The sequence below is a fragment of the Pseudomonas fluorescens genome (assembly GCF_902497745.1).
Classification (GTDB): domain Bacteria; phylum Pseudomonadota; class Gammaproteobacteria; order Pseudomonadales; family Pseudomonadaceae; genus Aquipseudomonas; species Aquipseudomonas fluorescens_BM.
Genome location: NZ_CABVHJ010000013.1, coordinates 14,329 through 32,815 on the forward strand (window position 1 = coordinate 14,329; position 18,487 = coordinate 32,815).

The following is an 18,487-nucleotide window of genomic DNA, read 5'->3' on the forward strand; positions in this document are numbered from 1 at the left end:
ACCGATCTGCACCTAAACTGCCGATCCGCCAAAGGAGCCCGCCATGCTGATTGTTGCCGACGAAAATATCCCGCTGCTCGATGCCTTTTTTGCCGGTTTCGGCGAGATCCGCCGGGTGCCGGGCCGTTCCATCGACCGAGCGACGGTCGAGCAGGCTGACGTATTGCTTGTGCGCTCGGTGACCAACGTCAACCGCGCATTGCTTGAGGGCAGCAAGGTGCGCTTTGTCGGCACCTGCACCATTGGTACTGATCATCTGGATCTTGATTACTTCAATGAGGCTGGCATTACCTGGTCGAGTGCGCCCGGCTGCAATGCCCGAGGCGTGGTCGATTACGTGCTGGGCAGTCTGATGACGCTTGCCGAAATCGAAGGTGTCGATCTCACTCAACGAACCTACGGTGTCGTTGGTGCCGGCGAGGTAGGCGGGCGCCTGATCAAGGTCCTGAAGGGCCTGGGCTGGAACGTCAAAGTCTGCGATCCGCCGCGTCAGGCTGCCGAAGGGGGCGATTATGTCAGCCTGGAGCAGATCATCGAGCAGTGCGACGTGATCAGTCTGCACACGCCGCTGACTCGCAGCGGCGAAGGCGCGACCTGGCATCTGTTTGATCAGCAGCGTTTGCAGCAGCTCAAGCCGGGTGCGTGGCTGATCAATGCAGCACGTGGTCCGGTGGTGGATAACGCTGCTCTGCGCAAAGTGCTGCTGGATCGTGAAGACCTGCAAGCCGTTCTCGATGTCTGGGAAGCCGAGCCTGAAGTTGATGTGGCGTTGGCTGAGCTTTGCGTATTGGCCACACCGCACATTGCCGGTTACAGCCTTGATGGCAAACAGCGCGGTACGGCGCAGATTTATCAGGCGTACTGCGAATTCAGCGGTCGACCGGCGAGCATTCAACTCAGTGATCTTTTGCCCGCACCGTGGTTGTCTGAAGTGACCCTGCATGCTGACAGCGATCCGGCCTGGGCGCTGGCGATGTTGTGCCGAGGCGTCTACGACCCGCGCCGCGATGATGCGGATTTTCGCCGCAGCCTCGTAGGTAATGTCGGTGAGCAGCGTGCGGCGTTCGATGTGTTGCGCAAGCAGTATCCGGTGCGGCGTGAGACTGAAGGACTGAAGGTGCGGATTGAAGGGGATTCGCCGGCGTTGGCGAGGATTGTGGCGGCGCTGGGGGCTGTGGCTGTTTAGAACCCGAGTCGGCCCATTCGCGAGCAGGCTCGCTCCCACAGGAGATCTTCAGTGAATGGGGGATCCCTGTGGGAGCGAGCTTGCTCGCGAAGGCCGCGCCACAAATACCTGATCTGCAGACAGAAAAAACCCGGCCAAAGGGGCCGGGTCAGGAAGACGTTGGCTATATCACTCTTGTTCGGCAGGCTTGACCAATCGCTTTTCCAGTTCGCTGCACGCTTGCTGGATCATTTCTTCAGTGATCGGTACTTCGCGCCCATCCTTATCCAGTATCGAGCAACCCAGAGATTGGCCGGGCTTGGTGCGGATCACTTCAATTTTGTCTTCGCTGCTGTGTTGCAAGGACATGGCCTGTCTCCTCATCAGGTTGTGCGCCTAGGGTAAAACCGCCACGTGACCGGGCTGTGACAACTCCCTGCGGTCTGTCAGTGGAGGCATCTCCACTCAAACAGAAACGACCGCTCGTCTCAACCGGGACTTTAGACCAATAGTAACTATGGCCTAGTCTTTGGGGGCATATTTAACCTGACTCATTGTGATTTACAGAGTTCCGCCGCAAGAAGGTTTACGCTAGCCCTTTCATCAACACGGATGTGTACCTGAATGACCCCGAAGCTTTCTTCCAGGCACCGGCGCGCCCTGCGTCTGACCAGTCGATTTCTGGCCCCTTACCGCTGGCAGGTCATCGGTGCGCTGCTGGCGCTGATCGTCACCGCTGCCGTCACACTGTCGATGGGGCAGGGGATCAAACTGTTGGTCGACCGCGGCTTCATGACTCAGTCGCCGCACCAGCTCAATCAGAGCATCGGCATCTTCATGCTGATGGTGCTGGGTTTGGCGGTGGGCACGTTTGCCCGGTTCTACTGGGTGTCGTGGATCGGTGAGCGTTGCGTGGCCGATATCCGCCGCGAGGTGTTCAACCATCTGGTCTATCTGCATCCCGGCTTCTACGAAAATAACCGCAGTTCGGAGATCCAGTCGCGGCTGACCGCCGATACAACGCTGCTGCAATCGGTGATCGGCTCGTCGCTGTCGATGTTCCTGCGTAACCTGCTGATGGTTATCGGCGGCGTCATCCTGCTGTTCGTGACCAATGCGAAACTCACCAGCATCGTGGTGATTGCGCTGCCGTTCGTGGTCGCACCGATCCTGATTTTCGGCCGACGCGTACGCAATCTGTCGCGGCTGAGCCAGGACCGCGTCGCCGATATTGGCAGCTATGTGTCGGAAACCCTCGGCCAGATCAAAACCGTGCAGGCCTACAACCATCAGGTTCAGGATGAGCGCCGTTTTGCGACAACGGTTGAAGACGCTTTCGACACGGCGCGCAAACGCATCTTTCAGCGCTCGTGGATGATCACCATGGTGATCGTGCTGGTGCTCGGCGCAGTGGCGGTGATGTTGTGGGTCGGCGGCATGGACGTGATTGCAGGGCGTATCACCGGTGGCGAACTGGCCGCGTTTGTGTTTTACAGCCTGATTGTTGGCAGCGCCATTGGCACGTTGAGTGAGGTGATCGGTGAGCTGCAACGTGCGGCAGGTGCCGCCGAACGCATCGCTGAGCTGCTGGGTTCGGAAAATATCATCCAGCCACCCACCACCGGGCTGGTGACCTTGCCGCAGCGCGTGCGAGGCGAACTGCAATTGCAGGACGTGCGCTTTTCCTACCCCTCGCGTCCTGAAAGCTACGCGGTCAATGGCTTGAATCTGACCATTCGGGCCGGTGAGACACTGGCGCTGGTGGGGCCGTCCGGCGCCGGCAAGTCCACGGTGTATGACTTGCTGTTGCGCTTCTATGACCCGCTGGAGGGGCGGATCCTGATCGATGGTGTGCCGCTGACCAGCCTCGATCCGCTGGACCTGCGCCGTCACTTTGCTTTGGTCTCACAGTCACCGGCGCTGTTTTTCGGCAGCGTTGAAGAGAATATTCGTTACGGCAATCCGGGGGCGACGCTGGAGCAGGTCAAGGAAGCGGCGAAAATCGCACACGCCCATGACTTCATCGAAAAAATGCCCAACGGTTACCAGACCCATCTCGGCGATGGTGGCCTCGGTCTTTCCGGTGGTCAGCGTCAGCGTCTGGCGATTGCCCGGGCGTTACTGGTCGACGCACCGATCCTGCTGCTGGACGAAGCCACCAGCGCCCTCGATGCGCAGAGTGAGCATCTGATTCAGGAAGCTTTGCCGAGTCTGATGCAGAACCGCACTACGCTGGTGATCGCGCATCGACTGGCCACGGTGAAAAACGCTGACCGGATTGCGGTGATGGATCAGGGCAAACTTGTGGCCATTGGTACCCATCAGGAGCTGATTGCCAGCAATCCGCTGTATGCGCGGTTGGCAGCGTTGCAGTTCAATGATGGAAAAGTAACGGTTGATCAAGTCTGATGGACACTGCTCGTATCGGGCATTATGGCGGCCTGTTTGGAATGCCTGGATGAGGACATGAGCCGTTACCAACCGCCGTTGACCCTAACCACACGAATGATTGCGTTGATCGCCGAAATCAGCGAGCAAATCGGTCAGCTTTCGGCTGGGGGCGACAGTCGGCAGACGCCTCATCTGCGCCGAGGCAATCGTATCCGTACGATTCAGGCCTCTTTGGCAATCGAAAACAATACATTGAGCGTCGAGCAGGTAACCGCAGTGCTCGCCGGGCAACGGGTTTTAGGTTTGCCCAAGGAAATTCAAGAAGTGCGCAATGCATTTGCAGCGTATGAAACCATGCCGCAATGGCAGCCTGACAACAGGGCTGACCTGCTTCAAGCGCATGAGTTGTTGATGCATGGGCTAATTGACGAGTGCGGGCACTTTCGTCGAGCGGGTGTGGGAATTTATCGCGGAGAACAACTGGTTCATATGGCGCCGCCTCCGAGCCGCATATCACCGCTGATGGATGACTTGCTGGCATGGCTTGTGCGCTCTGAATGGCATCCGCTGATCATCAGTTGCGTATTCCATTATGAGTTTGAGTTCATCCATCCGTTTGCTGATGGAAACGGGCGAATGGGACGGCTGTGGCAAACATTGATATTGAGCCAATGGCGCCCGGTCCTGGCGTATTTGCCGGTCGAAGCGGTTATTCGAGAGGAGCAGGATGCCTATTACTCTGCCTTGTCTGCTTCTGATCAGCAGGGAGAATCAACGCCTTTTGTCGAGTACATGCTGCATGCGCTAAATGTTTCGTTGCGTGAAGCCATCGCTAATGAGTCAGCAAGCGACCTAGTAACCGACTCAGTAACCGACCTAGTAGCGAGATTATTGTTAACGCTGGGGCCCCGTTCTCTGAGGATCAGTGATCTGATGGCAGAGATGAGCCTGGTCCACAAGGCTACGTTCAGATCCAACTATCTCAAGCCGGCCTTAACCGCTGGAATGATCGAAATGACCGATCCTCAATCACCCAAGAATCCAACCCAGAAATATCGGCTTACTCAACTTGGCAAAATGATGGTTAAAAAGTTGAAGTGTTAAGTCTGCAGCCGACAGCTCAATAAAAATGCCCGTATCTCGCGATACGGGCATTTTTTGTTACTCGGCGTCAGTCGCGTGATCACTGATCATCAAAATACCGCTCATGCCAATCCACTAGTGGCTGTGGCGAGTTGAGCTTCTGGCCGTAGATCACCGAGTACGACAACACGTTCTGCACGTACTGACGGGTTTCATCGAACGGGATGCTTTCCACCCAGACGTCAAAGCTCAGGTGATCAGCACCGCGCAGCCATTGGCGCACACGGCCGGGGCCGGCGTTGTAGGCGGCGGAAGCGAGGACGCGGTTGCCGTTGAACTGGCTGTGCACCTGACTCAGGTAAGCGGCGCCGAGTTGAATGTTCTTGTCTGGATCGAGCACTTGCTGCGGCGAGGCCAGCGGGATGCTGAACTTGCGCGCGGTTTCCTTGGCGGTGCCGGGCATCAGTTGCATCAGACCGCTGGCGCCGACGCCGGAGCGGGCGTCGTCCATGAAGGCACTTTCCTGGCGGGTGATGGCAAACACCCAGCTCGAATGCAGGCCACGCACCTTGGCTTCACGCACGAGGGTTTCGCGGTGGGCCATCGGGAAGCGGATATCCAGATCGTCCCAATACTGCGCCTGACTGATGGTGCGGATCGCCGGGAAGTACCATTTCAGGTCGTAAGCCAGTTTCGCCTGGGCAACCATTTCATCGCGATTGAAATGGCGGCTGACGTGATACCACTCGCGGCGTCCGTCGACGATCTGCCCGCGGGCGTGGAATTCCAGCGCGCGACGTACGCCCGGGGTGTTGCGCACCTTGTTGATCAGCGCCTGGCTGAGGATCAATGGCTTGTTGTTCAGCGAATAGGGCGATTGCGAACGGTCGGCGGCGAGGAAACCGTAGAAATCCCGTTCGCGCGCAAGGTTTTTGTACAGGGTCTGCGCTTCCGGGTTCTGCGGCTGGGCCAGTTCCAGACTGCGCGCCTGCCAGTAGCGCCAGCGGTTGGTGGTGGCCAGGTCCTGCGGCAGGCGGCGGGTCAACTGATACGCATCGTCCCAGCGCGCCAGACGCAACAGCAAGCGCAAACGCCATTCCGAGACAGTGTTGTCGCGCAGTTCCGGGTCGTACTTGGTCATCACATCCAGCGCGCGGCTGTCGAAACGCCGGGCGAGAGTCAGGCCGATCTCCCGGGCGATCGCAACTTTTTCATCGCGGGAGAAATGCATGCTGCTGGCATAACCGTCGAGCAGCGCCATGGCCTTGTCCGGATCCTGACGAGCGAGGCGGCGCAGACCGAGGCTGACCACGTCGGACATCGGCTCGTCGGCCGGGGTGAAGCGCGAAGGCTGGTTGAGCAGTTCGGGCTTCTGCGCGACATCGACCAGCAAACGACCACGCGGGGCGAGGGTGGTCAAGCCGTTGACCAGACTGTTGGCCAGTGGATAGTTGCGCGTCTGAGCGGCGAGCTTGGTGCGCTCCCAGCGTTTCTGCTCGGTGAGCTGGCCGTCGGCGGCCCAGATGCCGAACAGCGCGTCACAGGCGGCGGGCTGCGATTTGCCGGTCAGCCAGAGTTTGTCCGCGCTGGCGTAACCTTCGGCTTTTTTGTCATGGGTGATCTGGTACTGCGCATTCAGGCAGTCCAGTTCAGTGAAGTTGAGTTTCGGGTCGTAGTATTTGACGAAAGTCGCCCAGTCGCCACGGTCGGCGAGCCAGCGCAACCAGCGCAGCTTCATCCAGTTGGCCTGGGGCAAGTCACCGTGCTCGGCGAGAAACTTCTCGATCTCGGCGTTGCTCGCGGTTTTCAGGCGCGCGGTCAGTTCGTCGTAGGCCAGGTACGGTTCCAGCGGGTAATCGGCCAATGCCTGGCTGTAGCGGAAGTACGGGCCGGTATCGCCCTTGGCCAGCGCGCGCTTGGCTTCATCGTAATACTGGCGTTGGGTGGACAGGTCCACCGCCTGGGCGGATTGAGCGGCAGCGGCGGTAAGTAGCAAACAGGACAAAACACTGAAAAGGCGACTGCGCATGAGACATCCGGGCAGAGAAATCATGACAAGTGCCGACACGAATCAGCACTGAATTGTCTGTAGCTTAGCCTTTTGCCAGCAAGCGGCGAAAGCTTTGCTGGCCTCGCAGCACAAGTTCGCAACAAATGTTGTGCAGAGTGCTTCGACAGACAAATTGCCGGCCTGCTGAAGCCCTAACTCAGGTAGAATGCGCGCCCGGTTTTTGGAGAAGCTCATGACCCTGCTCAAATTCAGCGATGTGTCCCTTGCGTTCGGCGCTATGCCGTTGTTGGACAAGGTGTCCTGGCAGATCGCCCGTGGTGAGCGGGTGTGCATCATCGGCCGCAACGGCACTGGCAAGTCCAGCATGATGAAACTGGTCAAGGGCGACCAGAAGCCCGATGAAGGCTCGGTGTGGCGTGCCCCCGGTCTGAAAATCGGCGAATTGCCGCAGGAATTGCCGGTGGCCGACGATCGGACGGTGTTCGACGTGGTCGCGGAAGGCCTTGATGGCGTGGGTGCGTTGCTCGCCGAGTACCATCACCTCGCGCAGAACTGCGTCACTGAAGAAGACCTGAACAAGCTGATGCACGTTCAGCAAGACCTCGAAGCCCGTGATGGCTGGCGTTTGCAGACTCTGGTCGAAAGCACCTTGAGCCGTCTGCAACTGCCGGCCGACAAGACCCTCGCCCAGTTGTCCGGCGGCTGGCGTCGTCGCGTGCTGCTGGCGCAGGCGCTGGTGTCCGAGCCGGATCTGCTGCTGCTCGACGAACCGACCAACCACCTGGACATCGGTGCGATTGCCTGGCTCGAAGAAGCGCTGAAAGATTTCCAGGGCGCCGTGCTGTTCATCACGCACGACCGTTCCTTCCTGCAAAACCTTGCCACGCGCATTCTTGAACTGGATCGCGGCGGCCTGATCGACTGGAACGGCGACTACGCCAGTTTCCTCGTGCACAAAGAAGCCGCGCTGGCCGCTGAAGAAACCGCCAACGCGCTGTTCGACAAGAAACTGGCCCAGGAAGAAGTCTGGATCCGCCAAGGCATCAAGGCTCGTCGCACCCGCAACGAAGGCCGCGTCCGCGCCCTGAAAGCGTTGCGCGTCGAGCGTAGCGAACGTCGTGAGCGCACCGGCAAGGCCAACATTCAGTTGGACACTGCCGACAAGTCCGGCAAGCAGGTGATGGTCCTCGAGAACGTGAGTTTCGCTCACCCGGGCGGCCCGTTCCTGATCAAGGATTTCTCGATGGTCCTGACGCGCGGCGACCGTATCGGCCTGCTCGGCGCCAACGGTACCGGCAAGACCACGTTGCTGAAGCTGATGCTCAGCGGTCTGCAACCGACCAGCGGCAAAGTGGAAGAGGGCACGCGGATCGACGTGGCGTACTTCGACCAACTGCGTCATCAGCTGGATCTGGAAAAAACCGTGATCGATAACGTCGCCGAAGGTCGCGATTTCATCGATATCGACGGGCAGAGCCGTCACGTGCTGAGCTACCTCGGTGACTTCCTGTTCAGCCCGCAGCGTGCCCGCACGCCGGTCAAGGCGCTGTCGGGTGGTGAGCGTGCGCGTCTGTTGCTGGCCAAGTTGTTCAGCAAGCCGGCGAACCTGCTGGTCCTCGACGAACCGACCAACGACCTCGACGTGGAAACCCTTGAGCTGCTCGAAGAAGTGCTGCTGACCTTCAACGGCACCGTGCTGATGGTCAGCCACGACCGGGCATTCCTCGACAACGTGGTCACCAGCACCCTGGTCTTCGAAGGTGAAGGCAAGGTGCGTGAATACGTCGGTGGTTATCAGGACTGGATTCGTCAGGGCGGCTCGCCGCGTCTGTTGGGCGTGACTGAAAGCAAGTCGGGTAAGGCTGACCTGAATTCGGCGGTGGTCACTGCCGAGCCTGCTGTAGTTGCAGCACCTGCCGCTGCTGCCCCGGCGGCCAAGAAGAAGCTGAGCTACAAGCTGCAGCGCGAGCTGGAAGCGTTGCCGGGCGATATCGACACCAAGGAACAGCAGATTGCTGCGGTAGAAGCCGAAATGGCTGAAGCTGGCTTCTATCAGCGCCCTGCGGCAGAAACGGCCAAGGTGATTGCTTCGCTGGAGCAGTTGCAGGCTGAGCTGGATGCGTTGATGGAGCGTTGGGCCGAGCTGGATGCCTGATTGATCCTGATGTGAAAAAGCCCGGCGTTCAGTGATGAGCGCCGGGCTTTTCATATGCGGGTGGAGACCCAATGTGGGAGCGAGCCTGCTCGCGAATGCGGTGTGTCAGGCGGCATTAATGCTGAATGTGCCGACGCCTTCGCGAGCAGGCTCGCTCCCACAATGGTCAGTGCTTCAGCGTTTGATCAGGTGTACCGCCAGTACATCGCAAGGCGCGCCGTGCAGTACGTCATTGGCGGTCGAACCCAGCAACAGCGCCAGACCATGGCGGCCATGGCTGCCGACCACGATCAGATCGCACGTGTTTTCCTTGGCGAAATGATGGATTTCCTGGCGAGGCTGGCCATAGGTCAGGTGGCAGTTTGCACCTTCAAGTTCTGCATATTTGGCTTTCAAGCGCTCAAGACGTTCCTTGGCCTGATCGAACTGCTGTTGTTGCAGTTGTGACAGATCCATGGGTACGTCGCCGCCGAACGCCATGGCCATCGGTTCGACAATATGCACCAGCGACAGCTTGGCGTTATTGCTCACCGACAGCTCGCGCGCGCGGTGAATCACAGGGTCGCACTCTTCGGTCAGATCTACGGCGACCAGGATATGGGTGTAGGGCATGAGGTGCTCCTCGTGACGGTTCAATATTGTTAAGTATGGCTGGTTTCAAGCGCATTGGTTCCAAAGTGACACAATGCGCTCACCAAGAATTGGGAATAGAGATATGACGGTCTGGTTAGTGGTGTCAATCCTGCTGGTGGTTTTAAGTCCGCTGGCGTGGCTGCGGCCATCGCGCGCGCAAAGCGGTCGCATCGCCCTGCGCATGGAGGCGCGACGCATCGGTCTGGCCATGCAGCTGGCGCCTCAGGAATGGCCACACTGGCTGGCGCAAGAGCCGCCTAACCCGTGTGCGCAGTATCATCGGCCACGTCGCAGCAAGCAGCCTGTCTGCTGGACCTACTGGCAGAAATCGCCGGGTGTGTGGGTCAATCAGTGGCAGGAAGTCTGCGAGGATCAAGCGCTGCTCAATCATTTCGAAAAGTTGCCGAGCAACGTTTTCAAGGTCGAGGCAGACAAGCAGATGATCGCGTTGTATTGGGGCGAGAAGGGCGAAGCCAGCGTTTTGCAGGATATCGACGCCACTCTGAAAGCGCTGGCGTGAGGCGCGGACTTTTCCCACTGCAATGGTGGGGAAGGTCTGGCAGACGCGCAATAAAAAGCCCGACATGATTCATCGGGCGGGGTTGGCCAGGCAGGCCGGAAAATCTTTTGATGTCGACTCGGTCAGCGCATCTCCGTGTAGTCACTCCAGCGTAGCCCTTTAAACAAGGGCTGCCGCGAATTAGGGCGACTTTTCTAACTATTGATTCTATGAATGGCTTCACATGCAGACGCGTGTTGCTGGTCTTCGTCTTACGGAAATGACCGCAAAGTCGCATTTCAACCCGTATTTTGGGCGATTGACAATTGTTGGAAATTCCGTGAAGGTGACGTACCCAAATCAAACGGGCGTATGAATTGAGCGTTTGTCTTACAGACTGCTCCTACAGAATCCCGACTATCGCGTTGGCGGGTGTGCCGGGTGGATTGGCGTCAGCATCGACGAAAAAACGTCCTGCCGAGCCATTCGCCTGCGTCCGACGTGTACTGTTCAGCTTCCATATCGTGGAGATCAGTTGATGATTTACGAAGGTAAAGCCATCACGGTTAAAGCTCTTGAAAGTGGCATCGTCGAATTGAAATTCGACCTCAAGGGTGAGTCCGTCAACAAGTTCAACCGTCTAACCCTGAACGAACTGCGTCAGGCCGTAGACACCATCAAGGCAGATGCTTCGATCAAGGGCGTGATCGTCAGCAGTGGCAAGGACGTGTTCATCGTCGGCGCCGACATCACCGAATTTGTCGACAACTTCAAGCTGCCGGATGCCGAGCTGGTTGCTGGCAATCTCGAAGCCAACAAGATCTTCAGCGATTTCGAAGACCTCAACGTTCCGACCGTAGTGGCCATCAATGGCATCGCCCTGGGCGGCGGTCTGGAAATGTGCCTGGCGGCTGACTATCGCGTCATGTCGACCAAGGCCAAGATCGGTCTGCCGGAAGTCAAGCTGGGCATCTACCCAGGCTTCGGCGGCACCGTGCGTCTGCCGCGTCTGATCGGTGTCGACAACGCCATCGAATGGATTGCATCCGGTAAGGAAAACCGCCCTGAAGACGCCCTGAAAGTCAGCGCCGTCGACGCTGTGGTTGCTCCTGAGAAGCTGCAGGAAGCTGCCATTGAGCTGATCAAGCGCGCCATCTCCGGCGAGTTCGACTTCAAGGCCAAGCGTCAGCCGAAACTTGAAAAACTCAAGCTGAACGCCATTGAACAAATGATGGCTTTCGAAACCGCCAAAGGTTTCGTCGCCGGTCAGGCTGGCCCGAACTATCCGGCGCCGGTTGAAGCGATCAAAACCATCCAGAAAGCCGCGAACTTCGGTCGTGACAAGGCGCTGGAAGTCGAAGCCGCCGGTTTCGTCAAACTGGCCAAGACCTCTGCCGCGCAGAGCTTGATCGGTCTGTTCCTGAACGATCAGGAACTGAAGAAAAAGGCCAAGGCTTACGACGAAATCGCCAAAGACGTGAAGCAGGCCGCTGTACTCGGCGCCGGCATCATGGGTGGCGGTATCGCCTATCAGTCGGCCTCCAAAGGTACGCCGATCCTGATGAAGGACATCAACGAGCACGGTATCGAGCAAGGTCTGGCCGAAGCCGCCAAACTGCTGGTTGGCCGCGTTGATAAAGGTCGCATGACCGCTGCGAAAATGGCTGAAGTACTCAACGGCATTCGTCCGACCCTGTCCTACGGCGACTTCGGTCACGTCGACCTGGTTGTCGAAGCTGTGGTCGAGAACCCGAAGGTCAAGCAAGCCGTACTGGCTGAAGTCGAAGCTCAGGTCAAAGAGGACACCATCCTCGCGTCCAACACCTCGACCATATCCATCAGCCTGCTGGCCAAGGCCCTCAAGCGTCCGGAAAACTTCGTCGGCATGCACTTCTTCAACCCAGTGCACATGATGCCGCTGGTGGAAGTGATCCGTGGCGAGAAGTCGAGTGAGCTGGCTGTTGCCACCACCGTTGCCTACGCCAAGAAAATGGGCAAGAACCCGATCGTCGTCAACGACTGCCCGGGCTTCCTGGTCAACCGCGTACTGTTCCCGTACTTCGGCGGTTTCGCCAAGCTTGTCAGCGCCGGTGTGGACTTCGTCCGTATCGACAAGGTCATGGAAAAATTCGGCTGGCCGATGGGCCCGGCATACCTGATGGACGTGGTCGGCATCGACACCGGTCACCACGGTCGTGACGTAATGGCTGAAGGCTTCCCGGATCGCATGAAGGATGACCGTCGTTCGGCCATCGACGTGCTGTACGAAGCCAAGCGCCTGGGTCAGAAGAACGGCAAGGGCTTCTACGCCTACGAGGCCGACAAGAAAGGCAAGCAGAAGAAAGTCGCCGATCCATCGGTACTGGAAGTGCTCAAGCCGATCGTTTACGAGCAGCGCGAAGTCACTGACGAAGACATCATCAACTGGATGATGATCCCGCTGTGCCTGGAAACCGTGCGTTGCCTGGAAGACGGCATCGTTGAAACTGCCGCCGAAGCCGACATGGGTCTGGTTTACGGTATCGGTTTCCCTCCATTCCGTGGTGGTGCGCTGCGCTACATCGATTCGATCGGTGTTGCCGAGTTCGTTGCCCTGGCTGACCAGTACGCTGATTTGGGCGCGCTGTACCACCCGACCGCGAAGCTGCGCGAAATGGCCAAAAACGGCCAGAGCTTCTTCGGTTAAGCGCCCCCAACTAGAGTGAGAGTGAACTTATGAGCTTGAATCCTAGAGACGTCGTGATTGTCGACTTCGGTCGTACTCCGATGGGCCGCTCCAAGGGCGGCATGCACCGCAACACCCGCGCCGAAGACATGTCGGCGCACCTGATCAGCAAATTGCTGGAACGCAACGCCAAGGTCGATCCTGCTGAAGTCGAGGACGTGATCTGGGGCTGCGTCAACCAGACCCTGGAGCAGGGCTGGAACATCGCGCGCATGGCGTCGCTGATGACCCAGATCCCGCACACCTCGGCCGGCCAGACAGTCAGCCGCCTGTGTGGCTCGTCGATGAGCGCGCTGCACACCGCTGCACAAGCGATCATGACCGGCAACGGTGACGTGTTCGTGGTTGGCGGCGTCGAGCATATGGGCCACGTGAGCATGATGCACGGTGTCGATCCAAACCCGCACATGTCGCTGTACGCGGCAAAAGCCTCGGGCATGATGGGCCTGACCGCTGAAATGCTGGGCAAAATGCACGGCATCACTCGCGAACAGCAAGACGCTTTTGGCGTGCGTTCCCACCAGTTGGCCCACAAGGCAACCGTGGAAGGCAAGTTCAAAGATGAAATCATCCCGATGCAGGGCTATGACGAGAACGGTTTCCTGAAGCTGTTCGACTATGACGAAACCATTCGTCCGGAAACCACCCTGGAAAGTCTGGCGGCCCTCAAGCCTGCCTTCAATCCAAAGGGCGGCACCGTGACTGCCGGTACTTCGTCGCAGATCACCGATGGTGCTTCGTGCATGATCGTGATGTCGGCGCAGCGCGCACAGGATCTGGGTATCCAGCCAATGGCGGTTATCCGTTCGATGGCAGTGGCAGGTGTGGATCCGGCGATCATGGGCTATGGTCCAGTCCCGGCGACACAGAAAGCGCTGAAGCGCGCAGGTCTTGGTATCAACGATATCGACTTCTTCGAGCTTAACGAAGCCTTCGCCGCACAGGCTCTGCCAGTGCTGAAAGATCTGAAAGTGCTCGACAAGATGAACGAGAAGGTTAACCTGCACGGCGGCGCGATCGCCCTGGGTCACCCGTTCGGTTGCTCTGGTGCCCGAATTTCCGGCACCTTGCTGAACGTGATGAAGCAGAATAGCGGCACCTTCGGGGTGGCCACTATGTGCATTGGTCTCGGCCAAGGCATCTCCACCGTCTTCGAACGCGTCTAAGCGTCTCGTTGATGGAAGCCGGGGCCAAGTGCCCCGGTTTTTGTTTTTGTGGATTTATTTTGTTTTTATTTTGAAAAAATTTGAGTGAGGGCCAACACATGCCGATACAACCTGGGCTCTACCAACATTACAAAGGTCCGCAGTACCGCGTATTCAGTGTTGCGCGGCATTCCGAGACCGAAGAAGAAGTGGTCTTTTACCAAGCCCTGTATGGCGATTACGGCTTTTGGGTGCGCCCTCTGAGCATGTTTCTCGAGTCAGTCGAGGTTGACGGCGAGCAGGTGCCACGCTTTGCTTTGGTGCAAGCCGAACCAAGCCTTTTTTCCAAGGTATAAGGCGAGTGCGCACAGAACCCTGTGCTTGACCTCACCTTGTATCAACTATATATAGCGGTGCCGCGTCAGGCGCCAACCGCCTTTCACTTCTAGAATTCAGGAATTTTCTGATCCATGGGCAAATCGCTGGTCATTGTGGAATCCCCGGCTAAGGCCAAGACCATCAACAAGTATCTGGGTAACCAATACGTGGTGAAGTCGAGTATCGGCCATATCCGAGACCTGCCCACCAGCGGTTCGGCTAGCGCCAGCAAAGAGCCAGCCGCCAAGCGCGGCAAGGCTGCTGCGGGTGAAGGTCCGGTGCTCTCGCCGAAAGAGAAAGCGCGCAAGCAGCTGGTCTCGCGTATGGGTGTCGATCCCGATCATGGCTGGAAAGCCCAATACGAGATCCTTCCCGGTAAAGAGAAGGTCATCGAAGAGCTGCGCCGGCTCGCCAAAGATGCTGACACCATCTATCTCGCAACCGACTTGGATCGCGAGGGGGAAGCCATTGCCTGGCACCTGCGCGAAGCCATCGGTGGTGACGACAGCCGCTACAAGCGCGTGGTGTTCAACGAAATCACCAAAAAGGCGATTCAGGAAGCCTTCTCGGAACCGGGCGAGCTGGACATCGACCGTGTCAACGCTCAACAGGCGCGTCGTTTCCTCGACCGCGTTGTGGGCTACATGGTTTCGCCGCTGCTATGGGCGAAGATCGCTCGTGGCCTGTCCGCTGGTCGCGTGCAATCGGTTGCCGTGAAGCTAGTCGTTGAGCGCGAGCGCGAAATCCGTGCGTTCAACCCGGAAGAGTACTGGGAAGTGCACGCCGACCTCGGCACCACCAAAGGCTCGACCGTGCGTTTCGAAGTGGCTCGCGAGAAAGGCGAGGCCTTCAAGCCGCTCAACGAAGCACAGGCCATGGCTGCGCTGGAGAAGCTCAAGTCTTCCAGCTACAGCATCGTCAAACGCGAAGACAAGCCGACCAGCAGCAAGCCTTCGGCACCGTTCATCACATCGACCCTGCAACAGGCTGCGAGTAACCGTCTGGGCTTCGGCGTGAAGAAAACCATGATGATGGCCCAGCGTCTGTACGAAGCTGGCTACATCACTTACATGCGTACCGACTCGACCAATCTTTCGGCTGATGCCGTGGCGATGGCGCGCACTTACATCGAAGACGAGTTCGGCAAGAAGTACCTGCCGGAAACGCCGAACGTCTATAGCAGCAAGGAAGGCGCACAAGAGGCTCACGAAGCGATTCGTCCGTCTGACGCCAACACCATTCCGAGCAAGCTGGCAGGCATGGAGCGTGACGCTGAGCGTCTCTACGAGTTGATCTGGCGTCAGTTCCTCGCTTGCCAGATGCTGCCGGCGCAATACTTGTCGACCACCGTCAGTGTAGGTGCTGGCGACTTCGAGCTGCGTGCCAAGGGCCGTATCCTCAAGTTCGACGGTTACACCCGCGTTATGCCGCAGATTGCCAAGCCGGGCGATGACGACGTTCTGCCAGATATGGCGCAAGGCGACGTGATGAAGCTGATCAAGCTCGATCCGTCGCAGCACTTTACCAAGCCACCTGCGCGTTACTCGGAAGCCAGTCTGGTGAAGGAAATGGAAAAACGCGGCATCGGTCGTCCTTCGACTTACGCTGCGATCATTTCGACCATTCAGGATCGCGGCTACGTGACCCTGCACAACCGTCGTTTCTATTCGGAAAAGATGGGCGATATCGTCACCGAACGTCTGTCGGAAAGCTTCTCCAACCTCATGGATTACGGCTTCACCGCCGGCATGGAAGAGAATCTCGATGACGTGGCGCAGGGCGAGCGCGACTGGAAAAGCGTGCTGGACGAGTTCTACGGCGACTTCAAAAAGAAACTCGAAGTGGCCGAAAATCCGGACAGCGGCATGCGTGCCAACCAGCCGGTGATGACCGATATTCCGTGCACCACTTGTGGTCGTCCGATGCAGATTCGTACTGCGTCGACCGGTGTATTCCTCGGTTGCTCCGGTTACAGCCTGCCGCCGAAAGAACGCTGCAAGGCTACCGTCAATCTGGTGCCGGGCGATGAAATCGCCGCGGACGACGAAGGTGAGTCGGAATCGCTGGTTCTGCGCGGCAAGCATCGTTGCCCGATCTGCAGCACGGCGATGGACGCTTATCTGCTCGACGAGAAGCGCAAGCTGCACATCTGCGGTAACAACCCGGATTGTGCTGGCTACGAAATCGAAGAGGGCAGCTATCGCATCAAGGGCTACGAAGGTCCGAGCCTGGAATGCGACAAGTGTGGCAGCGAGATGCAGCTCAAGACTGGCCGTTTCGGCAAGTTCTTCGGTTGCACCAACCCTGAGTGCAAGAACACCCGCAAACTGCTGAAAAGCGGTGATGCAGCGCCGCCGAAGATGGATCCGGTGAAGATGCCCGAGCTGAAATGCGAAAAGGTCAACGACACCTATATCCTGCGTGACGGTGCGTCCGGTCTGTTCCTGGCGGCCAGTCAGTTCCCGAAAAACCGCGAGACCCGTGCTCCGCTGGTGATCGAGATTCTGCCGCACAAGGACGAGATTGATCCGAAGTACCACTTCCTCTGCGATGCACCGAAGAAGGATCCTGATGGTCTGCCAGCGGTTATCCGCTACAGCCGCAAGACCAAGGAGCAGTACGTTCAGACCGAAGTCGATGGCAAGCCTACCGGTTGGAAGGCGTACTTCGACGGTGGTAAGTGGACGGTTGAAGACAAGCGTACGAAGGCCAAAGCCGAGTAAGCGTTAGCCCGATACTGAAAGGCCGCATGACAACCCTCGGGTTTTCATGCGGCCTTTTTGTTTTGTGCTTGCGGTGGGATCGGCTGATCCACGACACTGTTCGGCCTGTGTGAAGCAATTATTTCGTTGTGGAGAGCGCCGTCATGGCTCACGAACTCTATACCCGCACCAACCAGAAGATCTATTTCGCCGGCCTGTCGCTGGAAGCCTTGGCTCGCGCTGAAGAGGGGCGGGCGATGAATTCTCTGGCGTTGATTCAGGCTGGGCGTGAATCGGCGCTGTTTCACCTGTACGGCGCCTTGCTGGGGCTTTGCCATGAGATCGCGGGTTTCTATCGTCTGCCACAGGCCAATGCGCCGCGGGCCGAGATGCTGCTGACGCGTGAAGTACTGGAGTCGATTGCGATTCCCGAACTGGCCGAAATGGTTGAGTTGGCGGGCAATTCTGAAACCTGGTTGGCAAAACTGCTGGCAGCGCATTCGGCGCTGTTTCAGCTGCCACGCGTGCCACACAAGCCGAAGGGTGATGTGACGCAACCGTTGATTCAGGCGATTAATCTGGATGAAGAAGAAGCGCCCGAAGAGTTGAGCCGAGAGGAGTTGGAGAGCTGGCGGCAGAATCTGAAAGGCTTGGCGATTCGCTTTCGCGAAGGCTTGAACGAGTGCTGAGGGCAATTGACACGGTGGCAATCTGAAACATGCTGCTGGTCAAGATCCCGAGCGAAGCCTGAATGATGTCTATATAATCCCTGCCTTTCGTGGAGAACAGACCTATATGCCAACGTCCTTTCTAGAAATTGTCGAGTTACCAGACGGCCGAATCGAGCTGCGCAGGGCCGAGGACGAAGGTTCTCTGGTGACGCTGGATTTCTCCGAGGATGCCAAGGCGTTCCTGCAAGGTCAGCATGTGGAAATCGCCAAGGCGATGTTGAGCGTCGGCGTGCAGATGGCCGGCCGTATGGTCGAGGGCGAGTTTGATAAGGAAGAGGGGCCGCGGGTTCTTCATTGATCCCCGTCTTTTTACTTTTTGACGTTACCGCTTCAGATCGGCTTCTCTGTCCTTGGAGAAGCCCTGCGCTTCACACAGCGCGTGATACTAAAAATCAACCCAAACGAATGTTCAGGCTCTGAGCATCGCCCGTGCGTGCAGCGCTGATCAGTTGTTGCCGCGAATTCGCGTTCAGCGGGTTGAGCCAGGTGACGACGGTGTGACTGCGACCCAATCGTAGAGCTTCGCATGCCAGTTGCTGAGCGCTTTGAGTGCCCCGTGGTTGCAGCAGCAGAATGCGTTCGCGGTTCAGGCCGGCATCCCGCAACCAGGTTTGGGTCAGGCTGGCAGGCGGAGCGATCAGCGTCAGCCAGCGCGCATCCTGATCTTCACTGAGTTCGCGCAGGATCGGGGCTAGCAGGTTCAGGCAGTTCCCGGCAGCACCCCGCAGTGACAGCTCACTGAATACTTCGGGTTCGGCATTCCACGGGCGCTCGACCACATCTTTCAGAGCCGGCGCCATCGGTTGCGCCAGAAACGCTTCGAATAATGGCAGTTGTGTTTGCTGAGGTGTGTGTGGGAACTGCATAAA

The 18,487-nt window shown here is 58.1% G+C and carries 15 protein-coding genes; 11 read left to right on the forward strand and 4 right to left on the reverse strand.

Annotation, left to right across the window (positions count from 1 at the left end; genetic code table 11):
• Positions 1–43: 43 nt before the first annotated feature.
• A complete protein-coding gene (pdxB, locus tag F8N44_RS19965) occupies positions 44–1,186 on the forward strand; it encodes a 4-phosphoerythronate dehydrogenase PdxB (RefSeq protein ID WP_150651502.1) in 1,143 nt (380 codons plus the stop codon).
• 168 nt (positions 1,187–1,354) lie between these two features.
• Here pdxB and F8N44_RS19970 read toward each other — a convergent pair whose 3' ends face one another.
• Positions 1,355–1,534 (reverse strand): PA1571 family protein, encoded by a 180-nt coding sequence (locus F8N44_RS19970; protein WP_038369402.1) that lies wholly within the window; start codon positions 1,532–1,534, stop codon positions 1,355–1,357.
• 255 nt (positions 1,535–1,789) lie between these two features.
• Between F8N44_RS19970 and F8N44_RS19975 the strand changes: the two genes are divergently transcribed.
• Both F8N44_RS19975 and F8N44_RS19980 read left to right on the forward strand, forming a co-directional pair.
• Positions 1,790–3,574, forward strand: coding sequence for an ABC transporter transmembrane domain-containing protein (locus tag F8N44_RS19975; RefSeq protein ID WP_150651503.1), 1,785 nt, complete (start codon positions 1,790–1,792; stop codon positions 3,572–3,574).
• A 57-nt stretch (positions 3,575–3,631) separates the two neighbouring features.
• Positions 3,632–4,660: a Fic family protein gene (locus tag F8N44_RS19980; protein ID WP_150651504.1), complete on the forward strand. Its 1,029-nt coding sequence runs from the start codon at positions 3,632–3,634 to the stop codon at positions 4,658–4,660.
• Positions 4,661–4,739: 79 nt separating this feature from the next.
• Here the strand turns inward: F8N44_RS19980 and F8N44_RS19985 are convergent, their stop codons facing one another.
• Entirely contained in the window at positions 4,740–6,668 is a 1,929-nt protein-coding gene (locus F8N44_RS19985) for a transglycosylase SLT domain-containing protein (protein ID WP_150651505.1), read from the reverse strand.
• A gap of 214 nt (positions 6,669–6,882) precedes the next feature.
• Between F8N44_RS19985 and F8N44_RS19990 the strand changes: the two genes are divergently transcribed.
• A complete protein-coding gene (locus tag F8N44_RS19990; RefSeq protein ID WP_150651506.1) occupies positions 6,883–8,805 on the forward strand; it encodes an ATP-binding cassette domain-containing protein in 1,923 nt (640 codons plus the stop codon).
• A 174-nt stretch (positions 8,806–8,979) separates the two neighbouring features.
• On the opposite strand, the gene F8N44_RS19995 is transcribed toward F8N44_RS19990, so the two are convergent.
• Entirely contained in the window at positions 8,980–9,417 is a 438-nt protein-coding gene (locus F8N44_RS19995; protein ID WP_150651507.1) for a universal stress protein, read from the reverse strand.
• Between the two features lie 103 nt (positions 9,418–9,520).
• On the opposite strand from F8N44_RS19995, the gene F8N44_RS20000 reads away from it, so the two are divergent.
• The 7 genes from F8N44_RS20000 (at position 9,521) to F8N44_RS20035 (ending at position 17,916) form a co-directional block, all read left to right on the forward strand.
• Positions 9,521–9,958 (forward strand): hypothetical protein, encoded by a 438-nt coding sequence (locus F8N44_RS20000; protein ID WP_150651508.1) that lies wholly within the window; start codon positions 9,521–9,523, stop codon positions 9,956–9,958.
• 517 nt (positions 9,959–10,475) lie between these two features.
• The gene (fadB, locus tag F8N44_RS20010; protein WP_150651509.1) at positions 10,476–12,623 is read left to right on the forward strand and encodes a fatty acid oxidation complex subunit alpha FadB; all 2,148 of its coding nucleotides are present in this window, start codon (positions 10,476–10,478) and stop codon (positions 12,621–12,623) included.
• Positions 12,624–12,652: 29 nt separating this feature from the next.
• On the forward strand, positions 12,653–13,828 hold the full coding sequence (gene fadA, locus F8N44_RS20015; protein ID WP_007910465.1) for an acetyl-CoA C-acyltransferase FadA: 1,176 nt from the start codon (positions 12,653–12,655) through the stop codon (positions 13,826–13,828).
• Positions 13,829–13,926: 98 nt separating this feature from the next.
• The gene (locus tag F8N44_RS20020; RefSeq protein WP_150651510.1) at positions 13,927–14,163 is read left to right on the forward strand and encodes a DUF1653 domain-containing protein; all 237 of its coding nucleotides are present in this window, start codon (positions 13,927–13,929) and stop codon (positions 14,161–14,163) included.
• Between the two features lie 114 nt (positions 14,164–14,277).
• Positions 14,278–16,908, forward strand: coding sequence for a type I DNA topoisomerase (gene topA / locus F8N44_RS20025; protein WP_150651511.1), 2,631 nt, complete (start codon positions 14,278–14,280; stop codon positions 16,906–16,908).
• A gap of 143 nt (positions 16,909–17,051) precedes the next feature.
• Positions 17,052–17,576 (forward strand): DUF6586 family protein, encoded by a 525-nt coding sequence (locus tag F8N44_RS20030; protein ID WP_150651512.1) that lies wholly within the window; start codon positions 17,052–17,054, stop codon positions 17,574–17,576.
• 106 nt (positions 17,577–17,682) lie between these two features.
• A complete protein-coding gene (locus F8N44_RS20035; protein ID WP_003226592.1) occupies positions 17,683–17,916 on the forward strand; it encodes a hypothetical protein in 234 nt (77 codons plus the stop codon).
• Positions 17,917–18,010: 94 nt separating this feature from the next.
• On the opposite strand, the gene sulA is transcribed toward F8N44_RS20035, so the two are convergent.
• Positions 18,011–18,484 carry an SOS-induced cell division inhibitor SulA gene (gene sulA / locus F8N44_RS20040; protein WP_150651513.1) on the reverse strand — a complete coding sequence of 158 codons (474 nt, stop codon included), beginning with the start codon at positions 18,482–18,484 and terminating at the stop codon, positions 18,011–18,013.
• Positions 18,485–18,487: the final 3 nt, after the last annotated feature.